At 60.8% G+C, this 16951-nt stretch carries 16 protein-coding genes; 6 read left to right on the forward strand and 10 right to left on the reverse strand.

Annotated elements, in window-relative coordinates:
- The first annotated feature begins 155 nt into the window (after positions 1-155).
- Positions 156-524 (forward strand): DUF427 domain-containing protein, encoded by a 369-nt coding sequence (locus CAF65_RS01565; RefSeq protein WP_085714692.1) that lies wholly within the window; start codon positions 156-158, stop codon positions 522-524.
- A gap of 54 nt (positions 525-578) precedes the next feature.
- Here the strand turns inward: CAF65_RS01565 and CAF65_RS01570 are convergent, their stop codons facing one another.
- Both CAF65_RS01570 and CAF65_RS01575 read right to left on the reverse strand, forming a co-directional pair.
- Complete coding sequence (locus CAF65_RS01570; RefSeq protein ID WP_085714693.1) at positions 579-2201, reverse strand: MFS transporter; 1623 nt, start codon at positions 2199-2201, stop codon at positions 579-581.
- 140 nt (positions 2202-2341) lie between these two features.
- Positions 2342-4000, reverse strand: coding sequence for a GMC family oxidoreductase (locus tag CAF65_RS01575; protein WP_085714694.1), 1659 nt, complete (start codon positions 3998-4000; stop codon positions 2342-2344).
- Between the two features lie 132 nt (positions 4001-4132).
- Here CAF65_RS01575 and CAF65_RS01580 point away from each other — a divergent pair, with 132 nt between their 5' ends.
- Positions 4133-5020 (forward strand): LysR family transcriptional regulator, encoded by an 888-nt coding sequence (locus tag CAF65_RS01580; protein WP_085714695.1) that lies wholly within the window; start codon positions 4133-4135, stop codon positions 5018-5020.
- Positions 5021-5032: 12 nt separating this feature from the next.
- Here the strand turns inward: CAF65_RS01580 and CAF65_RS01585 are convergent, their stop codons facing one another.
- Positions 5033-6130, reverse strand: a complete 1098-nt coding sequence (locus CAF65_RS01585) for a DNA alkylation repair protein (RefSeq protein ID WP_085714696.1) — start codon at positions 6128-6130, stop codon at positions 5033-5035.
- A 101-nt stretch (positions 6131-6231) separates the two neighbouring features.
- Positions 6232-8040 (reverse strand): monovalent cation:proton antiporter-2 (CPA2) family protein, encoded by a 1809-nt coding sequence (locus CAF65_RS01590; protein WP_085714697.1) that lies wholly within the window; start codon positions 8038-8040, stop codon positions 6232-6234.
- 159 nt (positions 8041-8199) lie between these two features.
- On the opposite strand from CAF65_RS01590, the gene CAF65_RS01595 reads away from it, so the two are divergent.
- Positions 8200-9114 carry a LysR family transcriptional regulator gene (locus CAF65_RS01595; protein ID WP_085714698.1) on the forward strand — a complete coding sequence of 305 codons (915 nt, stop codon included), beginning with the start codon at positions 8200-8202 and terminating at the stop codon, positions 9112-9114.
- Here CAF65_RS01595 and CAF65_RS01600 read toward each other — a convergent pair.
- The 4 genes from CAF65_RS01600 to CAF65_RS01615 form a co-directional block, all read right to left on the reverse strand.
- Entirely contained in the window at positions 9104-9880 is a 777-nt protein-coding gene (locus CAF65_RS01600) for a substrate-binding domain-containing protein (RefSeq protein ID WP_085715222.1), read from the reverse strand. The genes CAF65_RS01595 and CAF65_RS01600 overlap by 11 nt on opposite strands.
- Before the next feature lie 26 nt (positions 9881-9906).
- The gene (locus CAF65_RS01605; protein WP_085714699.1) at positions 9907-11211 is read right to left on the reverse strand and encodes an MFS transporter; all 1305 of its coding nucleotides are present in this window, start codon (positions 11209-11211) and stop codon (positions 9907-9909) included.
- Positions 11212-11396: 185 nt separating this feature from the next.
- Positions 11397-12002, reverse strand: a complete 606-nt coding sequence (locus CAF65_RS01610) for a DJ-1/PfpI family protein (protein ID WP_085714700.1) — start codon at positions 12000-12002, stop codon at positions 11397-11399.
- A gap of 120 nt (positions 12003-12122) precedes the next feature.
- A complete protein-coding gene (locus CAF65_RS01615) occupies positions 12123-13196 on the reverse strand; it encodes a sensor domain-containing diguanylate cyclase (protein ID WP_085714701.1) in 1074 nt (357 codons plus the stop codon).
- 173 nt (positions 13197-13369) lie between these two features.
- Here CAF65_RS01615 and CAF65_RS01620 point away from each other — a divergent pair, with 173 nt between their 5' ends.
- Positions 13370-13708 carry an FKBP-type peptidyl-prolyl cis-trans isomerase gene (locus tag CAF65_RS01620; protein WP_085714702.1) on the forward strand — a complete coding sequence of 113 codons (339 nt, stop codon included), beginning with the start codon at positions 13370-13372 and terminating at the stop codon, positions 13706-13708.
- Positions 13709-13711: 3 nt separating this feature from the next.
- Here CAF65_RS01620 and CAF65_RS01625 read toward each other — a convergent pair whose 3' ends face one another.
- Complete coding sequence (locus CAF65_RS01625) at positions 13712-14743, reverse strand: D-cysteine desulfhydrase family protein (RefSeq protein WP_085715223.1); 1032 nt, start codon at positions 14741-14743, stop codon at positions 13712-13714.
- Between the two features lie 225 nt (positions 14744-14968).
- Between CAF65_RS01625 and CAF65_RS01630 the strand changes: the two genes are divergently transcribed.
- Both CAF65_RS01630 and dmeF read left to right on the forward strand, forming a co-directional pair.
- Entirely contained in the window at positions 14969-15244 is a 276-nt protein-coding gene (locus CAF65_RS01630) for a metal/formaldehyde-sensitive transcriptional repressor (RefSeq protein ID WP_046037323.1), read from the forward strand.
- A 13-nt stretch (positions 15245-15257) separates the two neighbouring features.
- Positions 15258-16190 carry a CDF family Co(II)/Ni(II) efflux transporter DmeF gene (gene dmeF / locus CAF65_RS01635; RefSeq protein WP_085714703.1) on the forward strand — a complete coding sequence of 311 codons (933 nt, stop codon included), beginning with the start codon at positions 15258-15260 and terminating at the stop codon, positions 16188-16190.
- A 118-nt stretch (positions 16191-16308) separates the two neighbouring features.
- On the opposite strand, the gene CAF65_RS01640 is transcribed toward dmeF, so the two are convergent.
- Positions 16309-16917 (reverse strand): LysE family translocator, encoded by a 609-nt coding sequence (locus CAF65_RS01640; RefSeq protein WP_085714704.1) that lies wholly within the window; start codon positions 16915-16917, stop codon positions 16309-16311.
- Positions 16918-16951: the final 34 nt, after the last annotated feature.

The following is a 16951-nucleotide window of genomic DNA, read 5'->3' on the forward strand; positions in this document are numbered from 1 at the left end:
CTTTATCTGTATGGATGTACAGTTTTTGTGTGTCGCGATGAATGCCTTGTTCCCGTTCGGCTGCGAAGAAGTTGCGTGGGTGAAACTTGGGTTATACATGATGAATCGTGGTATTCCGATTTGCAGGTCCATCACCCTCATGAGGAACGCATTCCATGAAAAGCTCCGGTCCTAGTCCTGTCATCACCATCGCCGAGCAGCCCGGCTGCCTGTTGGTGAGGTTCCACGGCATTCAGGTCGCCGCTTCGGCCCGCGCGCTGGTGTTGCTGGAGGCCAATTACCCGCCGGTGTACTACGTGCCGCGAGAGGATATCGACGAGAAGTATTTCGCCCGTACCGACCACACCAGTTATTGCCCGTACAAGGGCGATGCCAGCTATTTCAGCCTGCAGGTGCCAGGGCATGAAGCGGCCAATGCGGTGTGGAGTTACGAAGACCCGAAGGTGTCGGTAGAGCAGATCCGAGGGTATTTGGCGTTCTACCCGGACCAAGTGAAGTTTGAGCTGCTTGATGCCGAGGTTTGATCGGGTTTGATCGCCGCAACGAGGGAGCGAACTCCCTCGTTGCCAGGCTTGACCTCAGTTTTTGTCGAGATCCACGTTGCGGGTCTCACGCAAGCACAGCATGCCCACCACCAGGCTCACCCCGGTGATCACCACCGGATACCACAGCCCGTAGAAGATGTCCCCGGTGTACACCACCAATGCGAACGACACCGTCGGCAGAAAACCGCCGAACCAGCCGTTGCCGATGTGGTAGGGCAGGGACATCGAGGTGTAGCGGATGCGGGTCGGGAACAGTTCGACCATCAACGCCGCCAGCGGGCCGTAGCACATCGCGGAGATGATGATCAGCGCAACGATCAGCGCGACGATCATCGGCTTGTTGATCTGCTGCATGTCCGCCTTTTGCGGGTAACCGGCGAGGGTCACGGCACCGCGCAAGGCGGCTTCGTCGAAACCATCGATTTTCACGTCACCGATGCTCACCTGCACGTCACTGCCGGCCGGTGCGACAGCACTGTTGTACGGCAAGCCCTGCTTGACCAGGAAGGTCTTGACCTTGTCGCACGGGCTGTCGAATTTCGCCTTGCCCACCGGGTCGAACTGGAAGGTGCAGGTGGCCGGGTCGGCCATCACGGTGATCGGTGCCTGACGGCTGGCCTGGTCGATGGCCGGGTTGGCGTAGTGGGCCAGGGTCTTGAATATCGGGAAGTACAGCGCGGTGGCCAGCAGCAGGCCGATCATCAGCACCGGCTTGCGCCCGACCTTGTCCGACAGCCAGCCAAAGAAAATGAAGAAGGGGGCGCCGATGGTCACGCTGACAATCAGCAAACCGTTGGCCACCGCCGGGTCCATTTTCAGGAACTGGGTGAGAAAGAACAGCACATAGAATTGCGCGGCGTAGAAGGTCACCGCCTGCCCGGCATTGATGCTGAACAGCGCGATCAACACCACTTTGAGGTTTTCCCATTTACCGAAGGAGTCGCGAATCGGCTGTTTGCACAGCTTGCCTTCCTCTTTCATTTTCACGAAGGCCGGCGACTCGTGCAGGCTCAGGCGAATCCAGGTCGAGATGCCCAGCAGCACGATGGAAAACAGAAACGGAATGCGCCAGCCCCAGACTTCGAACTGATCGCCGGTGAAGTAGCGGCAGCCCAGCACCACCAGCAGCGAGAGCAGCAGGCCCAGGGTCGCGGTGGATTGAATCCAGCTGGTGTGCAAGCCTCGCTTGCCGATGGGCGCGTGCTCGGCGACATAGGTCGCGGCACCGCCGTATTCACCACCCAGGGCCAGGCCCTGGAGCATACGCAGCACCACCAGGATGATCGGCGCGGCGATGCCGATGCTGGCGTAGGTCGGCAGCAGCCCGACACAGAACGTCGCCAGGCCCATGAGGACGATGGTGGCGAGAAAGGTGTACTTGCGCCCGATCATGTCCCCCAACCGACCGAACACCAGCGCGCCGAACGGCCGCACGATAAAGCCGGCGGCGAAGGCCATCAGCGCAAAGATGAACGCCGTGGTGTCGTTGACCCCGGCGAAAAACTGTTTGCTGATCACCGCCGCGAGGGCGCCATAGAGGAAAAAGTCGTACCACTCGAAGACCGTCCCGAGGGACGAGGCGAAGATGACTTTCTGGGTTTCCTGACTGGTGCCCGCGCTACGCACGGCTTCCAGGGATTGAACGTGTTCTGACATACCGGTATCCCTCACAGTGATTGTTTTTGTTGTTCCACTGGTGTTGCGTGTTCCATTCCGGGGTAATGCTCAGTGTCCGTGAATCGAGTGAAGTTCCTGTGGGAGCGAGCCTGCTCGCGAAGGCGTCGTGTCATTCAGCGTCAATGTTGAATGATCGACCGTTTTGCGAGTAGGCTCGCTCCCACAGAAAGCGTTTCTGGCCTGGCCAGGATCAATTGTGCAGCCTTCTCGGCGATCATCAGCGTCGGCGAACAGGTGTTGCCCGAGGTGATGCGCGGCATGATCGAGGCATCGGCAATGCGCAGGCCGGGGATGCCATGGACCTTGAGTTGCGCATCGACCACGGCGTCGGCGTCGTTGCCCATGCGGCAGGTGCCCACCGGATGGAAAATCGTGGTGCCGATCCGCGCGGCGGCTTCGTGCAGTTGTTCTTCGCTTTGCAGGCTCTCGCCGGGCAGATATTCCACCGGGTTGAATGGGCGCAGGGCCGGCGCGCTGACGATGCGCCGGGTCAGGCGAATGGCGTCGGCGGCCACCCGCAGGTCTTGCGGATGGCTGAGGTAGTTGGGCTGGATCAGCGGTGCTTCTTGCGGGTTGGTCGAGCGGATGTCCACCCGGCCACGGCTTTGCGGGCGCAAATCACAGACCGATGCGGTGAATGCCGGGAACGCATGCAGGGGTTCGCCAAAACGCTCCAGCGACAGCGGTTGTACGTGATATTCGAGGTTGGCCGAAGTCTGTTCCGGCCCCGAGCGGGCAAAGGCGCCCAACTGGCTCGGCGCCATGGACAGCGGGCCGCTGCGGTCATACAGGTAGCGCAGGCCCATGCCCAGCTTGCCCCACAGGCTGCTTGCAATCTGGTTCAGGGTGCGGGCATTTTCCAGCTTGTAGATCAGCCGCAGTTGCAGGTGATCCTGCAAATTACCGCCGACACCGGGTAGCTCATGGGCGATGCCAATGCCCAGTCGCTCCAGCAGTGGACGCGGGCCGATGCCGGAACGCTGCAGGATGCCTGGCGAACCGACCGAGCCGGCACAGAGGACGATCTCCTTGCGTGCCTTGAAGGTTTTCGCCTGGCCTTGCCAGCGGGCGCTGACCGCTGAAGCACGGCCATTGTCCAGCAGCACCCGGTCGACTTCGACCCCGGTCAGTACGGTGAGGTTAGGGCGCTGGCGCACCGGTTTGAGAAAAGCCTTGGCCGCGTTCCAGCGGATCCCGGACTTCTGATTGACCTGGAAGTAACCGCAACCTTCGTTGTCGCCCTGGTTGAAGTCATCGATGCTGGCGATGCCGCTTTGTTCGGCGGCACTGCGGAACGCGTCGAGAATCGGCCACGACAGGCGCTGGCGTTCGACTCGCCATTCGCCCGCGGCGCCGTGAAATTCGGCAGCGCCGGCAAAGTGGTTTTCGCTCTGCTTGAACAGCGGCAACACTTCTTGCCAGCTCCAGCCGGGGTTGCCGTCGGCGGCCCAGCGGTCGTAGTCAGCGGCCTGGCCGCGCATGTAGATCATGCCGTTGATGGAGGAGCAGCCCCCTAGCACCTTGCCGCGCGGATAGCTCAGGGCGCGACCTTGCAGGCCGGGTTGCGCTTCGGTCTTGAAGCACCAGTCGGTGCGCGGGTTGCCGATGCAGTACAGGTAACCCACGGGGATGTGAATCCACGCATAGTTGTCGCGACCGCCGGCCTCGAGCAGTAGCACGCGATGTTGCGCATGGGCAGACAGTCGATTGGCCAGCAGACACCCGGCCGGCCCGGCCCCGACCACGATGTAATCGAATTCATCTAGGGAAGTCTGCATCCCTGACCTCGTTTTGTTGTTCTTGTTGTCTGTCATCCTAGTTGTTAGCTTTCGTCAAAAGAATGTTAGTTTTTGCGCAGCCGCTGTGCGTTTTTAAACAGCATCCCGAGCGACAACGAACAAGGACGCTTCATGTTTGACTGGAATGACCTGCGGTTTTTTCTCGAATTGCAGCGCAGTGGGCGTTTGCTCACGGCCGCCCGCCGCCTGAACACCACCCATGCCACCGTGGCGCGGCACATCGAGGCCATCGAAAATAGCCTCGGTACGGCGTTGTTCGTTCAGCATGCCCAGGGATACGAAATGACCCCGGCTGGCGAAGCGTTGCTTAAACACGCCGAGGCGATGGAGAACGTGGCGCTGCTGGCCCAGGAGGAAATCACCCAATCCACCGCGCCGCTGGGCAAGATTCGCGTCGGGGTGACCGAAGGCCTGGGCATCATGTTCCTCGCCAGTCGCATGAACGGTTTGTTCGAGCGCTATCCGGGGCTGGAAGTGGAACTGGTGGCGGTGCCGCGTTTTGTCAGCATCCTCAACCGCGAGGCGGAAATCAGCATCCACCTTGAGCGCCCGGCCGCCGACATGCTTGTCACGCGCAAGCTCACCGACTATCGCCTGGCGCTCTACGCCAGCCAGGACTACCTCGACCGTGCGCCGCCGTTACGCAGTCGCGAAGACCTGGGGCGTCACGCCTGGATCGGCTACGTCGATGACTTGCTGTTCAGCCAGGAGCTGATGTTCCTCAACAGCTTCTGCCGCAACCCGCAGGTGGTGTTTCACAGTACCAGCGTGATCGCCCAGCACCAGGCTGCGCGCGCGGGCCTGGGGATCGCGGTGCTGCCGTGCTATATGGCCAGCGCCGACCCGGGCCTGGTGCCGCTGCTGCCGGACGAAAGCATCCAGCGCAGCTACTGGATCAGCACCCGCCGTGAACTGCACAAATCGGTGCGGCTGCGGGTGCTTTGGGATTATGTGGTGGAGTTGTGTGAGCGGGAGCAGGCATTACTACAGGGTGGCTGAACTGACGCCAATTCAAGCAAGAATCTCGAACGCCGTACTGGCCAGCCTTTCGCCGTTGACCATGATGTGCACCGCATGGCGCCCCGCGTAATGCCGGCGGGTGGTGAGCTCCTTGATGTGCTGGCCTCGGCTGACGGCTTCGCTGGCGTTGCCGGGCAACGTCAGCGCCTTGAGCTTGAATACCTTCGCCGAAGTGCTGCCATTGGCCTTGACGTAATCGATGGCATAGTCGATCACCAGGCGCTGACTGCTTTCAACGGTGGATTTGACGGCAAACGACAGGGTGATCTTTTCTCCCAGGCCAATCACCGGCGGTTCGACTTTCACATCGACGATCTCGACTTCAGGCTTGCTGCCCGCGCCGATAATCGCCAGTGCCCGCTGGTTGCCCTGTTTGATCAGGCTACGCAGGGCGTGTTTGGCGATCCATGCGGTGTGCCTGTTGTCCAGTGACCAGCCTTCGATCAGGTCCAGCACCCATTCGGGGTGATCCTTGGTGATGTCGTTGAGGTGATTGGCCACGGATTTGCGCACGTACAGGCTGGTGTCGGCCTTGAGGTTGTCGAGGATTTTCGCGGCGAGTTCCGGGTCGGCCTGAATCGGCTCCAGCCGGAATGACCAGGGCAGGCGTGGCCGGCATCCTTCACTGGCCAGGCGCCGCACATGTTCGTTGTCATCCAGCGACCAGGCATGCATCAGCTTGAGCGAGCGCTCGAGGTCGCTGCGCAGAAAATGGCGGATCGCGAATTCCGAGGAGCCGAAGGCGGTGAAGTACTTCAGGGCGTCCATCGACACCTCGAACGCATGGGCGCCATAGGTGGCGACATAGTGCGGCAGGCACATGCTGACGAAGCCGCTGTTGAGGCGCGGGGCGAGGGCGCGCAGCACCTTGAGTGACGCTTCATAGTCCAGGGACAGCACGGCGTGCAGGCATTCGCTGACCCGGGCCATGCGCTGCATGACGCTGAGGTCTGCGAGGCCGGTCTGGGCCAGCTTCAGGAAGCGCTTGGCCTCGAATGCCGGATAGACCGCCGTCATCTCGGAGGCGATGTGCCTGAGGCGCTCGGCGTTGAAGATTTCCTTCAGTGCGGGGGCAGGTTGGTCAGCCATGCTGGTTCCTTTGAAATTGTGGTTATTCCATCACACCGCGTTATCGTTCTTCGCGGGCTTGCCCCGGGCGGCGCTCCGACGATGAGGTCCGAACAGTCACCTCAATTCCTGGCTGACTCTTCTTCCAGTTGATCCGACTCAAACAACTTCGCCAGTTCGACTCGCGCTTCCTTTGCCGTCTGCATCACTTTTACGGCGTCGTCATACACCGCATGCTGGGCCTCGAGCACCTCTTCGTCGTGCTGCTTGAAACGCTTGATCCGCGCATCCGCCTGGGCCTGGGTCAATCCCAACCCGATCAGGGTTTTTCGGCTCATTTCCAGGCTCGAGTAGAAGGTTTCGCGCACGGCGTGGGCGCCGACGTCCATCAGCCGGTGCACATGCTGACGGTTGCGGGCACGGGCGATGATTTTCATATGCGGGTAGAGCCTGTGCACCAGCTCGGCGGTCTTGATGTTGGTGTCCGGGTCGTCGGTGGCGATCACGAAAAACTCGGCTTCCCCGACCTTGGCCGCGCTGAGGATTTCCGGGCGCATCGGGTCGCCGTAGAACACCGGCACGCCACCAAAACTACGGGACAGCTCGATGGTTTCCACCGAGGTGTCGAGGGCCACGAACTTGATGTTCTGTGCGCGCAGGATCCGCGCAACGATCTGGCCCATGCGGCCCATGCCGGCGATCACCACCCGTGGTGCGTCGGTGTCGATTTCGCGGAATTTCTCCGGTACTTCCACCGGTTGCACTTTCGGGCTGACCAGCCGCGCACAAAGCAGCAACAACAGCGGCGTCACGGCCATGGACAGGGTGATGGTCAACACCAGCAAGTCATACAGCTCTGCCGCGAACAGCCCGTGATCGCGACCGATCTTGAACACCACAAAGGCAAATTCACCGCCCGCCGCCAACACGATACCCAGGCGGATCGCACTGAGCTTCTTCAAGCCGCCGGCCAATCGACCGACAACAAACAGCAGCGGCAGTTTGATCGCGATCAGCAGCAGGGTCAGGCCCAGCACCGCGACCGGCATGCTCAGCAAGAGGCTCAGGTTCGCGCCCATGCCGACGCTGATGAAAAACAGCCCGAGCAACAGGCCCTTGAACGGTTCGATCTGAGCTTCCAGTTCATGTCGGTACTCAGAGTCCGCCAGCAGCAGGCCGGCGAGGAATGCGCCCAGGGCCATGGAAATACCGGCCAGTTCCATCAGCCATGCCGTGCCGATCACCACCAGCAGCGCCGTGGCGGTGGAGACCTCCGGCAGCGCGGTTTTGGTCACCACGCGAAATACCGGTCGCAGCAGATAACGCCCGCCGATCACCACCACGGCGATGCTGACCAGCACTTGCAGGCCGTGGTTCAGGTCTTCGCCGGCAGTGGTGGGCTGATCGCCGCCGGCCAGCAACGGCACCATGGCGATCAACGGGATCGCAGCGATGTCCTGAAACAATAGAATCGCGAACGCCAGCCGCCCGTGAGGGCTGGTCAGTTCCTTGCGTTCAGCCAGGCTTTGCAGGCCGAACGCCGTGGACGACAGCGCCAGGCCCAGGCCCAGGACGATCGCGGTGTTCAATGGCTGGCCAAAGGCCCACAGCGCCACCACGCCAATCACCGAACCGGTCAGCAACACTTGTGCCAGACCCACGCCGAACACTGATTTGCGCATGACCCACAAACGTCGTGGCGACAGCTCCAGGCCGATGATGAACAGCAGCAACACCACACCGAGTTCGGAAATGTGCGCGACGCTTTGCGGGTTGTCGATCAGACCCAGCACCGATGGGCCGATGATCACGCCGGCAAACAGATAACCCAGAACCGCCCCCAGTTGCAGGCGCTTGGCCAATGGAACGATGAGCACGGCCGCCAACAGAAACACGACAGCGGCTTGTAGCAGGTTGCCTTCATGGGGCATGAGAAAACTCCAGAACTCGGTATAGCGGGGGTGACAAGAATAAAGGCTGAGCCTTTCGACGTCAGCAAAGCGCTCGGGTTCAGATGTTACAATTTGCATTAACTAGTTACATTTATAGAATTTGCTGATCAATCCAACTGTCCCTCCCGAGTAATCCCCATGGCGATCAACTTCGACCTCAACGATCTGCAGGCTTTCCGTGCGGTGGTGGAGCAGGGCAGCTTTCGCAAGGCCGCCGATACGGTGCGTATTTCCCAACCCGCCTTGAGCCGGCGCATCGAAAAACTCGAAGACGCCCTGGGCGTGCGGCTGTTCGAGCGCACCACGCGCAAGGTCAGCCTGACCCAGGCCGGACGGGGTTTCATGCCCAGCGTCGAACGCCTTCTGGACGATCTGGACGTGGCATTACTGGGTATCAGCGAAGTCGCTTCGACCCGGCTCGGTCACGTCACGGTCGCCTGTGTACCCTCGGCGGCCTACTACTTCATGCCGCGGGTGATCGCGCACTATCACCGGCAGTTTCCGAAGATCAGGGTCAAGGTGCTGGACTCCAGCGCCCACGAAGTGTTGAGTGCGGTAGTCAATGGCGAAGCGGATTTCGGCCTGAGTTTCATGGGCACGCTGGAAGCCGAAGTGGATTTCGAGCCCTTGGTGCAAGAGGGATATGTAGTGGCGTGCCGGCGCGATCATCCGCTGGCGGGGCGCAGCAGTGTCACCTGGAACGAGTTCTACCGGCAGGATTACATCTCGCTGGATAAAACCTCGGGTAACCGCTTTCTGCTGGATCAGGCGTTGACCGGCGTGGTGCCGCAGCGGCCGAGTATCTGCGAAACCCGCCACGTGACCACCATGATCGGTCTGGTGGAAGCCGGGTTGGGTGTGGCGGCGGTGCCGCTGATGGCGATGCCGGCAGCGGATCACCCGATCCTGACGCGGGTGCCGTTGACCGACCCACAAGTGATGCGCAGCGTCGGTCTGATCAAGCGCCGGGGTCGAACCCTGACCCCGGCGGCACTTGAACTGGAACGGCTGGTGGTGGAGATGAAAGTCCTGCAGCCGGCAGTCAGCGACTGACCGGGTCCAGCCCGGTCGCCTTTACGTCCGGTTGAGCCTGGGCCGAAGCCATGTATTCCAGCAGGGCTCTGGCTTCGACCGGGTGCTGTGCACCTACCGGGATACCGGCGGCAAACCGGGTAACCGACTGCACTGACTCCGGAATCTTCGCCACGAAACTGACCCCCGGCACTGGCAATAACTCGCTGACTTGCTGGAAGCCCAGTTGATAATCGCCAGTGGCAACCACCGAGCCCACGGGGATTTTCGGAACCATGGTCGACTTGGGCTTGAGCTGGTCTTCGATACCCAGGCGTTTGAACAGCTGCTGTTCGATGTACACGCCGCTGGCGCTGTCGGAGTAGGCCACTGATTTAGCATCGAGCAGGGTCTTTTTCAGGCCCTCGACGTTACTGATATCCGGTTTCGGTGCCCCTTCGCGTACGACCAGGCCAATGCGCGAATCCGCCAGTTCGACTCTTGAAGCAGGATCGACTTTGCCTTGTTTGATCAGATCGTCCAGTGCATAGCCGACCATGATCACCACGTCGGCTTGCTCTCCGCGGGCCAGGCGATTGGGAATCGCCTCTGGCGCCTTGCCCATGGATGGACCGAGTGCGGTGTCGAGGGTGTTGCCGGTGGCGGCGGCGAACTTCGGCCCGAGGATCTTGTAGGCCGCTGTGAAGCCGCCGGAGGTCATCACACGGATCTCTTCAGCCTGGGCAATGCCGCTCAAGCTCAGGCTGGCCACCACCGCGAGGACGGCCAGATTGAACGGTTTTTTCATGGTCATGTTCTCGATAAAGGGCAGGTTCATGACGCCACCGCTTGCAGATGATTCGAGGCTCGGCGATAGAGCATGAGCGTCGCGCAGAGTGCACACAGTGCTGCAAAGCTCATCCAGTAACCCGGCGCAGCCTTGTCGCCTGTGTACTGGATCAGCAAGGTCGACATTGCCGGGGTGAACCCGCCGAACACGGCGGTGGCCAGGCTGTACGCCAGCGAGAACCCGGCGACTCGCACCTCCACGGGCATGATTTCCGTCAGCGCCGGGATCATCGCGCCGTTGTACAGGCCGTAGATGAACGACAGCCACAGCAAGACCAGCAGCATGTGGATGAAGCTGGGCGCGTTGACCAGAAAGGTCAGCGCCGGGTAGGTGGTGGCGATGGCCAGCAAGGCCATGACGATCAACACCGGGCGTCGACCGATACGGTCCGAGAGTGCACCGCCAATCGGCAGCCAGATGAAATTGGAGACACCGACCAGCAACGTCACCAGCAGTGCATCGGACGTGCTCAGCTGCAGCACGGTTTTACCGAAGGTCGGCGCGTACACCGTGATCAGGTAGAACGCGGTGGTGGTCAGGGCGACCATCATCATGCCCGCAAACACGGTCAGCCAGTTTTGCCCCAGGGTGCGGAACACTTCACCCATGCCCGGACGGTGTTTACGGGTGGCGAACTCTTCGGTTTCTTCCAGGTTGCGGCGCAGCAGGAAGATGAATGGCACGATCATGCAGCCGACGAAAAACGGAATCCGCCAGCCCCAATCGGCAAGCACACCCGGTGCCATCCACTGGTTCAAAGCATAACCCAGCGCGGCGGCGACAATGATTGCCACTTGCTGGCTACCCGACTGCCAACTGGTGAAGAAGCCCTTGTGGCCGGGTGTGGCGATTTCGGCGAGATACACCGACACGCCACCCAACTCCGCACCGGCGGAAAAGCCCTGCAGCAGTCGCCCGATCAGCACCAGGGCCGGGGCGAACAAACCGATGGTTTCGTAACCGGGCACCAGCACAATCAGGATGGTGCCGCTGGCCATGATCGACAAGGTCACGATCAACCCTTTGCGTCGACCCACATCATCGATATAGGCACCCAGCACCACGGCGCCCAACGGACGCATCAAAAAGCCGGCACCGAACACGGCGAAGGTCATCATCAACGAGGCGAATTCGCTGCTGGCCGGGAAGAACACGGCAGCGATCTGCGTGGCATAGAAACCAAAAAGGAAAAAGTCGAACTGTTCGAGGAAGTTGCCCGAGGTGACCCGGAAGATCGCGTTGGCCCGGGAGCGACCGGTAGTCGCGGGCTGTTGGATTGATGCTGTCATTGACGTGTACTCCACCGCTTTTATGACGTGCCCCGGTTGGACGCGGCGCACGGTTCTTATTGGGGCGGATAGTGGAGCAGGAGCATCGATATGTTAATTGCATTGTTGGCATGCATTGATGTGTGAAGTGGATCAATACATCCGGGGACAGGGCTGAGCCTGCATCAGGCTGGATGGCCAAACGATCAGATAAACGCCTCGATATGAGCCATGCCCCGGGCCACATACTCATCCTTCTCACCCACAGGGGCAAAATTGTTCAGCACTTCCCGGGCGGTCTCGCGGCCTTTCAACCGCGCCAGTAGCCAGGCCGCGAGGTACGGCGACGCCAGGCAGCCACCCGCGGTGGCAATGTTGCCGTTGGCGTAGAAGGCCTGGTTGACGACATTGACGCCGGCCTCCAACACCCAGGGTTTGCTGATGGCATCGGTGCAGGCCGGGGCATCCCCGAGCAGGCCGAGTCTGGCCAGCAGGAAGGTACCGGAACACTGGGCCGCCAGCAGCTGGCGTGCGGGGTCGAATTGCAGTTGCTCCATGATCCCCGGGGTTGCGGCCACTTCCCGGGTTTTGCGGCCGCTGCCCACCAGCACTGCATCCGCCTGACAGGCCTCGGCGAGATCGATGTGCGCATCGATGGTCAAACCATTCATCGACGTGACCCGCGCAGTTGGCGACGCGATGCTCACGCGCCAATCCTTGTCCCCGAGCAAGGAAACCCGGCTGAGCATGCCGTAGGCAATCAGCGAGTCCAGTTCATTGAAGCCGTCAAAGGTCAGGATGGCGATATGCATGGCGAATTCCGATGGTTTTTTGAGCAGCCTACTCGGGTGCCCCTCAAGGTTGCCGGTACAGTTCGAAACATTATTATGATAACAGTCATGTAACGAGAACCGGCACCCGCCGATATCGCGTTACTGGCTGTATGCCCGCACAACGCTCTCGGTGCCCAATCGATACTGATTGTTCCCGCTGCGCTTGGCCTCATACATCGCCAGGTCGGCAATGTGCAGCAAGCGGTCAATGCTTGGTGCATGGTCGGGGAACACGGCGACGCCAAGGCTGGTGCCGATATGGCGCTGGTCGTTGCCGATGGTGACGGGCGGGGAGAGTTCGACGAAGATTTTCTGGCAGATGGTGCGCGCTTCGTTTTGCAGGTTTTTGCCTTGGGGCAAGCCCTGGATAATGATCACGAATTCGTCGCCACCGATCCGGGCGACGGTGTCGGTGCCGCGCAGAATGCGCTTGAGCCGTGTGGCGGTAGTGACCAGCACCCGGTCGCCGGCCGCATGACCATAGCGGTCGTTGATGGCCTTGAAGCCATTGAGATCGACAAACACCAGCGCCACTCGCGTGGCGCTGGTGCGCGCTTGTTCCAGCGCTTCGGACAGGCGCTCTTCGAGCACCAGGCGATTGGGCAGGCCGGTCAGAGGGTCGTAATGGGCCAGGTGCTTGAGGTAGTTGGCCGAGGCCTTTTCTTCGGTGATGTCGCGTACCACGCCCATCATCTTGATCGTTTCGTTGTGTTCATTCTTGACCACGTTGCCGGTTTCCCGCAGCCAGCGGATCGTTCCGTCGGGCCAGACCACGCGGTATTCCTCATCATGGTTTTCGCCGGTTTCCAGGCAGCGCAGTTCGCCGGTCCGAACCCTGAGCCGGTCGTCCGGGTGCACGCAGGAGCAGAACAGGGTATAGGAGGGCGTCACTTCGCCGACCTTAAAGCCGAACATGCCGAAAATGGCTTCCGACCAGTACAGCCGGTCGGTGTCGACATCCCAATCCCAGGTGCCGATACGAGCGAAATACTGGCTGCGCTTGAAGCGCTCGGCGTCGCCATCCTGGTGGATGTTCCGGCCTTCGGACAAGCTGCTGATGATCGCTCGATACTCTGCCAGTTGCTTTTGCAGCAAACGCTCGCGCCAGGCCAGCGCGACGATCAGGGTAAGCGTCATTGAGCCAAGGATGACGCTGGTCCAGAGCAGGATCATTCGGGGATGGCCATCGGGGCGGTGAACCGTACGGGTGGTAGTTGATTATTTTAGTTCAGCAAACAGCTTTGAACGCCGCGCGCGGAGGCGGCAATGGTTGCCAATCGCGGGCAAATCTGGGAAAACGGCGCCCATCAGGCCCTTGAGGGCGAGTGAGCATACGAGTGAATTCAATGAATGACGAGCTTCAGGTAATCGATCTTCAGCCGGGTGACGGAAAAGCCGCCGTAAAAGGCGCGCTGATCACCACCCAGTACCGTGGCTGGCTGGAGGACGGGACCGAATTCGATTCTTCCTACAGTCGTGGCAAACCCTTCCAGTGCGTGATCGGCACCGGACGGGTCATCAAGGGTTGGGACCAGGGCATCATGGGTATGCAGGTCGGTGGCAAGCGCAAGTTGCTGGTGCCGGCGCATCTTGCCTATGGCGAGCGCACCATGGGCAAGATCACGCCGAATTCGAACCTGATCTTCGAAATTGAATTGCTCGAAGTGCTGACACGGGATGATTGAGCGTCAGGCCTGAAAGGTTTCCCGGTACGCATACAGGCCGGGTGTTCCGCCGGTCATGATGAACAGCACATTGTCCCCGGGGGCGAAGCGCCCTTGCCGCAGGTCGGCCAGCAATCCGGCAAAGGCCTTGCCGGAGTACACCGGGTCGACCAACAGACCTTCGGCACGCGCCATCAGGCGTACCGCGTCCCGCATGGCGACGGTTGGCAGGCCATAGCCGGCACCCAGCTGGCTGCCGTCAATCACCAGCTCGTCAGCCCGCACCTGGGCGTTACTGTCCAGTAGCGCCAATGTCTCGCGGGTCAATTGCAGGGTTCTCGCTGTTGATGATTCCTGGTCGGACAACACCGAGAACGACTTGACCAGGGACGCGCCCCGGCCCAGTAATTGGAAACCCGCCGCCAGCCCGGCATGCGTCCCGGCGCTGCCGTTGGGTATTACCACTTGATTGAACGCGAGTTGCAGTTCGGCCTCTTGCCGGGCGATTTCCGCTGCGCAGCGGGCATAGCCAAGGCTGCCCAAGGGCGTCGAGCCACCGGTTGGCAGCACCATGACCTTGTGCCCGGAGTCCCGAAGCTGCGCCGCCCTGGCCTCGGCTTTGGCCAGTGAGTCGGTACCGCCGGCAAACACCTGCATCTGCGCGCCGAACAAATGGTCGAGCAGCACGTTGCCGTTGAGCTCGTAGTCCACCTCGGCCTTGGCCACGGCCCGGGTCAGGAACAGCTCGCAGGCGATGCCCAGCCGGGCGCACACGGCGGCGGTCAGGCGGGCATGATTGGACTGGATGCCGCCTACGGTAATGACCGTATCGAGCCCGGCTTGCAGCGCCGCGCCGATATGGAATTCAAGTTTGCGCAGCTTGTTGCCACCCGCGCCGATCAACATATGGTCGTCACGTTTGAGAAACAGGCCGATACCCTGCTTGTCCAGGCCCAGCAGCTGTTCAAGTCGCGCAGCCCGCTGAATGGGCGTGGGACCTTGCAGCAGGTCTGCCCGCGCAAAAACACTCAGTGCCTTGTCCAGTTGGGTTTGCATCAATCGAGCCTCGTTGTTCACCATGATCCAGGTGACTCTATGGAGAAACTCCTGCGGGATAAACGCACTGCCGGTCATGACTGTTTTAACCCGGTGTAACTAATCCAGCCGGTCAACAGGGGGGTATTGAACCTGAACGTTTAGCGGCCAATCATCTGGTTGTGCCTTGCCAGGCTCCGCTCTATTGGCGATCATAGGTGCTATATAGGGGTAGGGGGTATTGGTATGTCGCACATTCATGAACACAAAGATGACTTGATCAAACGGGTGAGGCGAATTGCCGGTCAGGTGGAGGCCGTGGAGCGAGCGCTCGAGTCCGATGCCGATTGCGCCAAGACCCTGCATCTGGTGGCCGCCATCCGGGGCGCGGTCAATGGTCTGCTGGAGCAGTTCATCGACGCCCACGCCCGTGAGCACGTGGCCCATCCAGACCTGAGCGACGAAGAGCGCGCCCAGGGCGTGGAAGACTTGTTACTGGCCATCCGTCGTTATGCCAAATAGAGGCCTGAATCCCATGACACTGCCACCCCAGGCTTCGCGTTTTTCCCATGACCATGTGTTTCTCGGCGCCTCCCATGATGAAAACGCCCGCCGCACCTTATGGGTGGTGGCGCTGACGTTTGTGATGATGATCGGCGAAATTGCTGCCGGTTACATCACCGGTTCCATGGCGTTGCTGGCTGATGGCTTTCACATGGCCACCCACGCCGGGGCCTTGGGCATCGCTGCGGCGGCCTATGGGTTCGCACGGCGCAATGCCAATAATGCGCGTTACAGCTTCGGAACCGGCAAGGTCGGGGATCTGGCGGGTTTTGCCTCGGCCATGGTGCTGGGACTGGTGGCGATCGGCATTGCCGGTGAGTCGGTTTTTCGCCTGTTTCAGCCCACCACAGTGGCATTCACCGAGGCGACAGTGATTGCGCTGGTGGGGCTGGCGGTGAACATTGTCAGCGCCCTTTTGCTGGCGGGCGACCACGGTCATCATGGCCATGATCACGGGCACAGCCATGATCACGGCCATCATCACCATCACGACAACAACCTGCGCTCAGCCTATGTCCATGTGTTGGCCGACGCCTTGACCTCGGTGCTGGCGATTGCCGCGTTGCTGGCCGGGCGGTATCTGGGGTGGGTGTGGCTGGACCCGGTGATGGGCATCGTGGGCGCCATCGTGATCGCGAAATGGGCCGTTGGCTTGATGCGTGACAGCGCTGCGGTACTACTCGATGTCACGGATGCACAGGTTGCCGATGAGATTCGTGAACTGCTCGAGTCGTCGGACGATGTGCGTATCAGCGATCTGCATGTGTGGCAGGTCGGCCCGCAGGCGCGGGCGGCAATTGTCAGCGTTGTGGCGGCGGCCAATGTCAGTGCCGACGCCATTCGCGAACGCCTGGCGCCGGTCCATGAGCTGTCTCACCTGACTGTCGAATATCGCACGGCTTGAGCGTCTTTCGGGGCGGAACCTTCGATCAGGCACTGAACAGTGGGATCCGTCCATTCGCGGAAGGGCGGTATTCCCGCTTCAGGTTGTCCAGTGCCGGTCTCTTCGCCAGTCCTGCGACTTAGCGACTGGCTGAGGCCATGAGCACGCCAAAGCCGGCGAAGGTCACGCCCGAGACTTTAGCGGCCAGCCAGGAACCCTTGGGGCTCGATAACCAGCTTTTGGCAGTACTGGCGAGCAAGGCATAGCTGCCATGCACCAGAATCACAAGCACACCGTAGGAGGCGACCAGCTTGATGAACTGGGTGTAGAAGTGCGCCGAGGTGTCGATGAATTGCGGGAACACTGCCAGGAAGAAAAACACCGCCTTGGGGTTCAAAAGCTGCATTGAAGCCGCTTCAAGGAAACGATAGCCCGGGCTTGAAGGGTGCGTTTCAAGCAGCGTGCTGAAACGATCCGAACGCCAGCTTTTGTAGCCCAGGTACAACAAATAGGCTGCCCCTGCGTATTTCAACACGGTAAAGGCGTTCGCGGAGGTGCCAAGTATCAGACCAACACTGGTGGCGCTGATGGCGGCGACAACAAACGCCCCCGATGCGATCCCCAGAATGCCCGGCACCGCCCCCGTCCAGCCGTGACGCACCGCATTGGAGAGTGTCAGGACCACGCCAGGCCCCGGGCTCAAAATGGTCAGGGTGGCGAAAAGTATAAAGAGTCCGTAGCTGTTCATGTCTTGCTCCGTCAGATGGCGCTGGCTGCGTGCA

The organism is Pseudomonas sp. B28(2017) (assembly GCF_002113025.1).
Taxonomy (GTDB): domain Bacteria; phylum Pseudomonadota; class Gammaproteobacteria; order Pseudomonadales; family Pseudomonadaceae; genus Aquipseudomonas.

Excerpts from the sequence above, each read along its gene's own strand:
- CAF65_RS01570 (WP_085714693.1), bottom strand. The coding sequence starts at position 2,201 with ATGTCAGAACACGTTCAATCCCTGGAAGCCGTGCGTAGCGCGGGCACC.
- CAF65_RS01615 (WP_085714701.1), bottom strand. The coding sequence starts at position 13,196 with ATGATCCTGCTCTGGACCAGCGTCATCCTTGGCTCAATGACGCTTACC.
- CAF65_RS01590 (WP_085714697.1), bottom strand. The coding sequence starts at position 8,040 with ATGCCCCATGAAGGCAACCTGCTACAAGCCGCTGTCGTGTTTCTGTTG.
- CAF65_RS01640 (WP_085714704.1), bottom strand. The coding sequence starts at position 16,917 with ATGAACAGCTACGGACTCTTTATACTTTTCGCCACCCTGACCATTTTG.
- CAF65_RS01610 (WP_085714700.1), bottom strand. The coding sequence starts at position 12,002 with ATGCATATCGCCATCCTGACCTTTGACGGCTTCAATGAACTGGACTCG.
- CAF65_RS01580 (WP_085714695.1), top strand. The coding sequence starts at position 4,133 with ATGTTTGACTGGAATGACCTGCGGTTTTTTCTCGAATTGCAGCGCAGT.
- CAF65_RS01595 (WP_085714698.1), top strand. The coding sequence starts at position 8,200 with ATGGCGATCAACTTCGACCTCAACGATCTGCAGGCTTTCCGTGCGGTG.
- CAF65_RS01600 (WP_085715222.1), bottom strand. The coding sequence starts at position 9,880 with ATGAAAAAACCGTTCAATCTGGCCGTCCTCGCGGTGGTGGCCAGCCTG.
- CAF65_RS01630 (WP_046037323.1), top strand. The coding sequence starts at position 14,969 with ATGTCGCACATTCATGAACACAAAGATGACTTGATCAAACGGGTGAGG.
- CAF65_RS01625 (WP_085715223.1), bottom strand. The coding sequence starts at position 14,743 with ATGCAAACCCAACTGGACAAGGCACTGAGTGTTTTTGCGCGGGCAGAC.
- CAF65_RS01585 (WP_085714696.1), bottom strand. The coding sequence starts at position 6,130 with ATGGCTGACCAACCTGCCCCCGCACTGAAGGAAATCTTCAACGCCGAG.
- dmeF (WP_085714703.1), top strand. The coding sequence starts at position 15,258 with ATGACACTGCCACCCCAGGCTTCGCGTTTTTCCCATGACCATGTGTTT.
- CAF65_RS01620 (WP_085714702.1), top strand. The coding sequence starts at position 13,370 with ATGAATGACGAGCTTCAGGTAATCGATCTTCAGCCGGGTGACGGAAAA.
- CAF65_RS01575 (WP_085714694.1), bottom strand. The coding sequence starts at position 4,000 with ATGCAGACTTCCCTAGATGAATTCGATTACATCGTGGTCGGGGCCGGG.
- CAF65_RS01605 (WP_085714699.1), bottom strand. The coding sequence starts at position 11,211 with ATGACAGCATCAATCCAACAGCCCGCGACTACCGGTCGCTCCCGGGCC.
- CAF65_RS01565 (WP_085714692.1), top strand. The coding sequence starts at position 156 with ATGAAAAGCTCCGGTCCTAGTCCTGTCATCACCATCGCCGAGCAGCCC.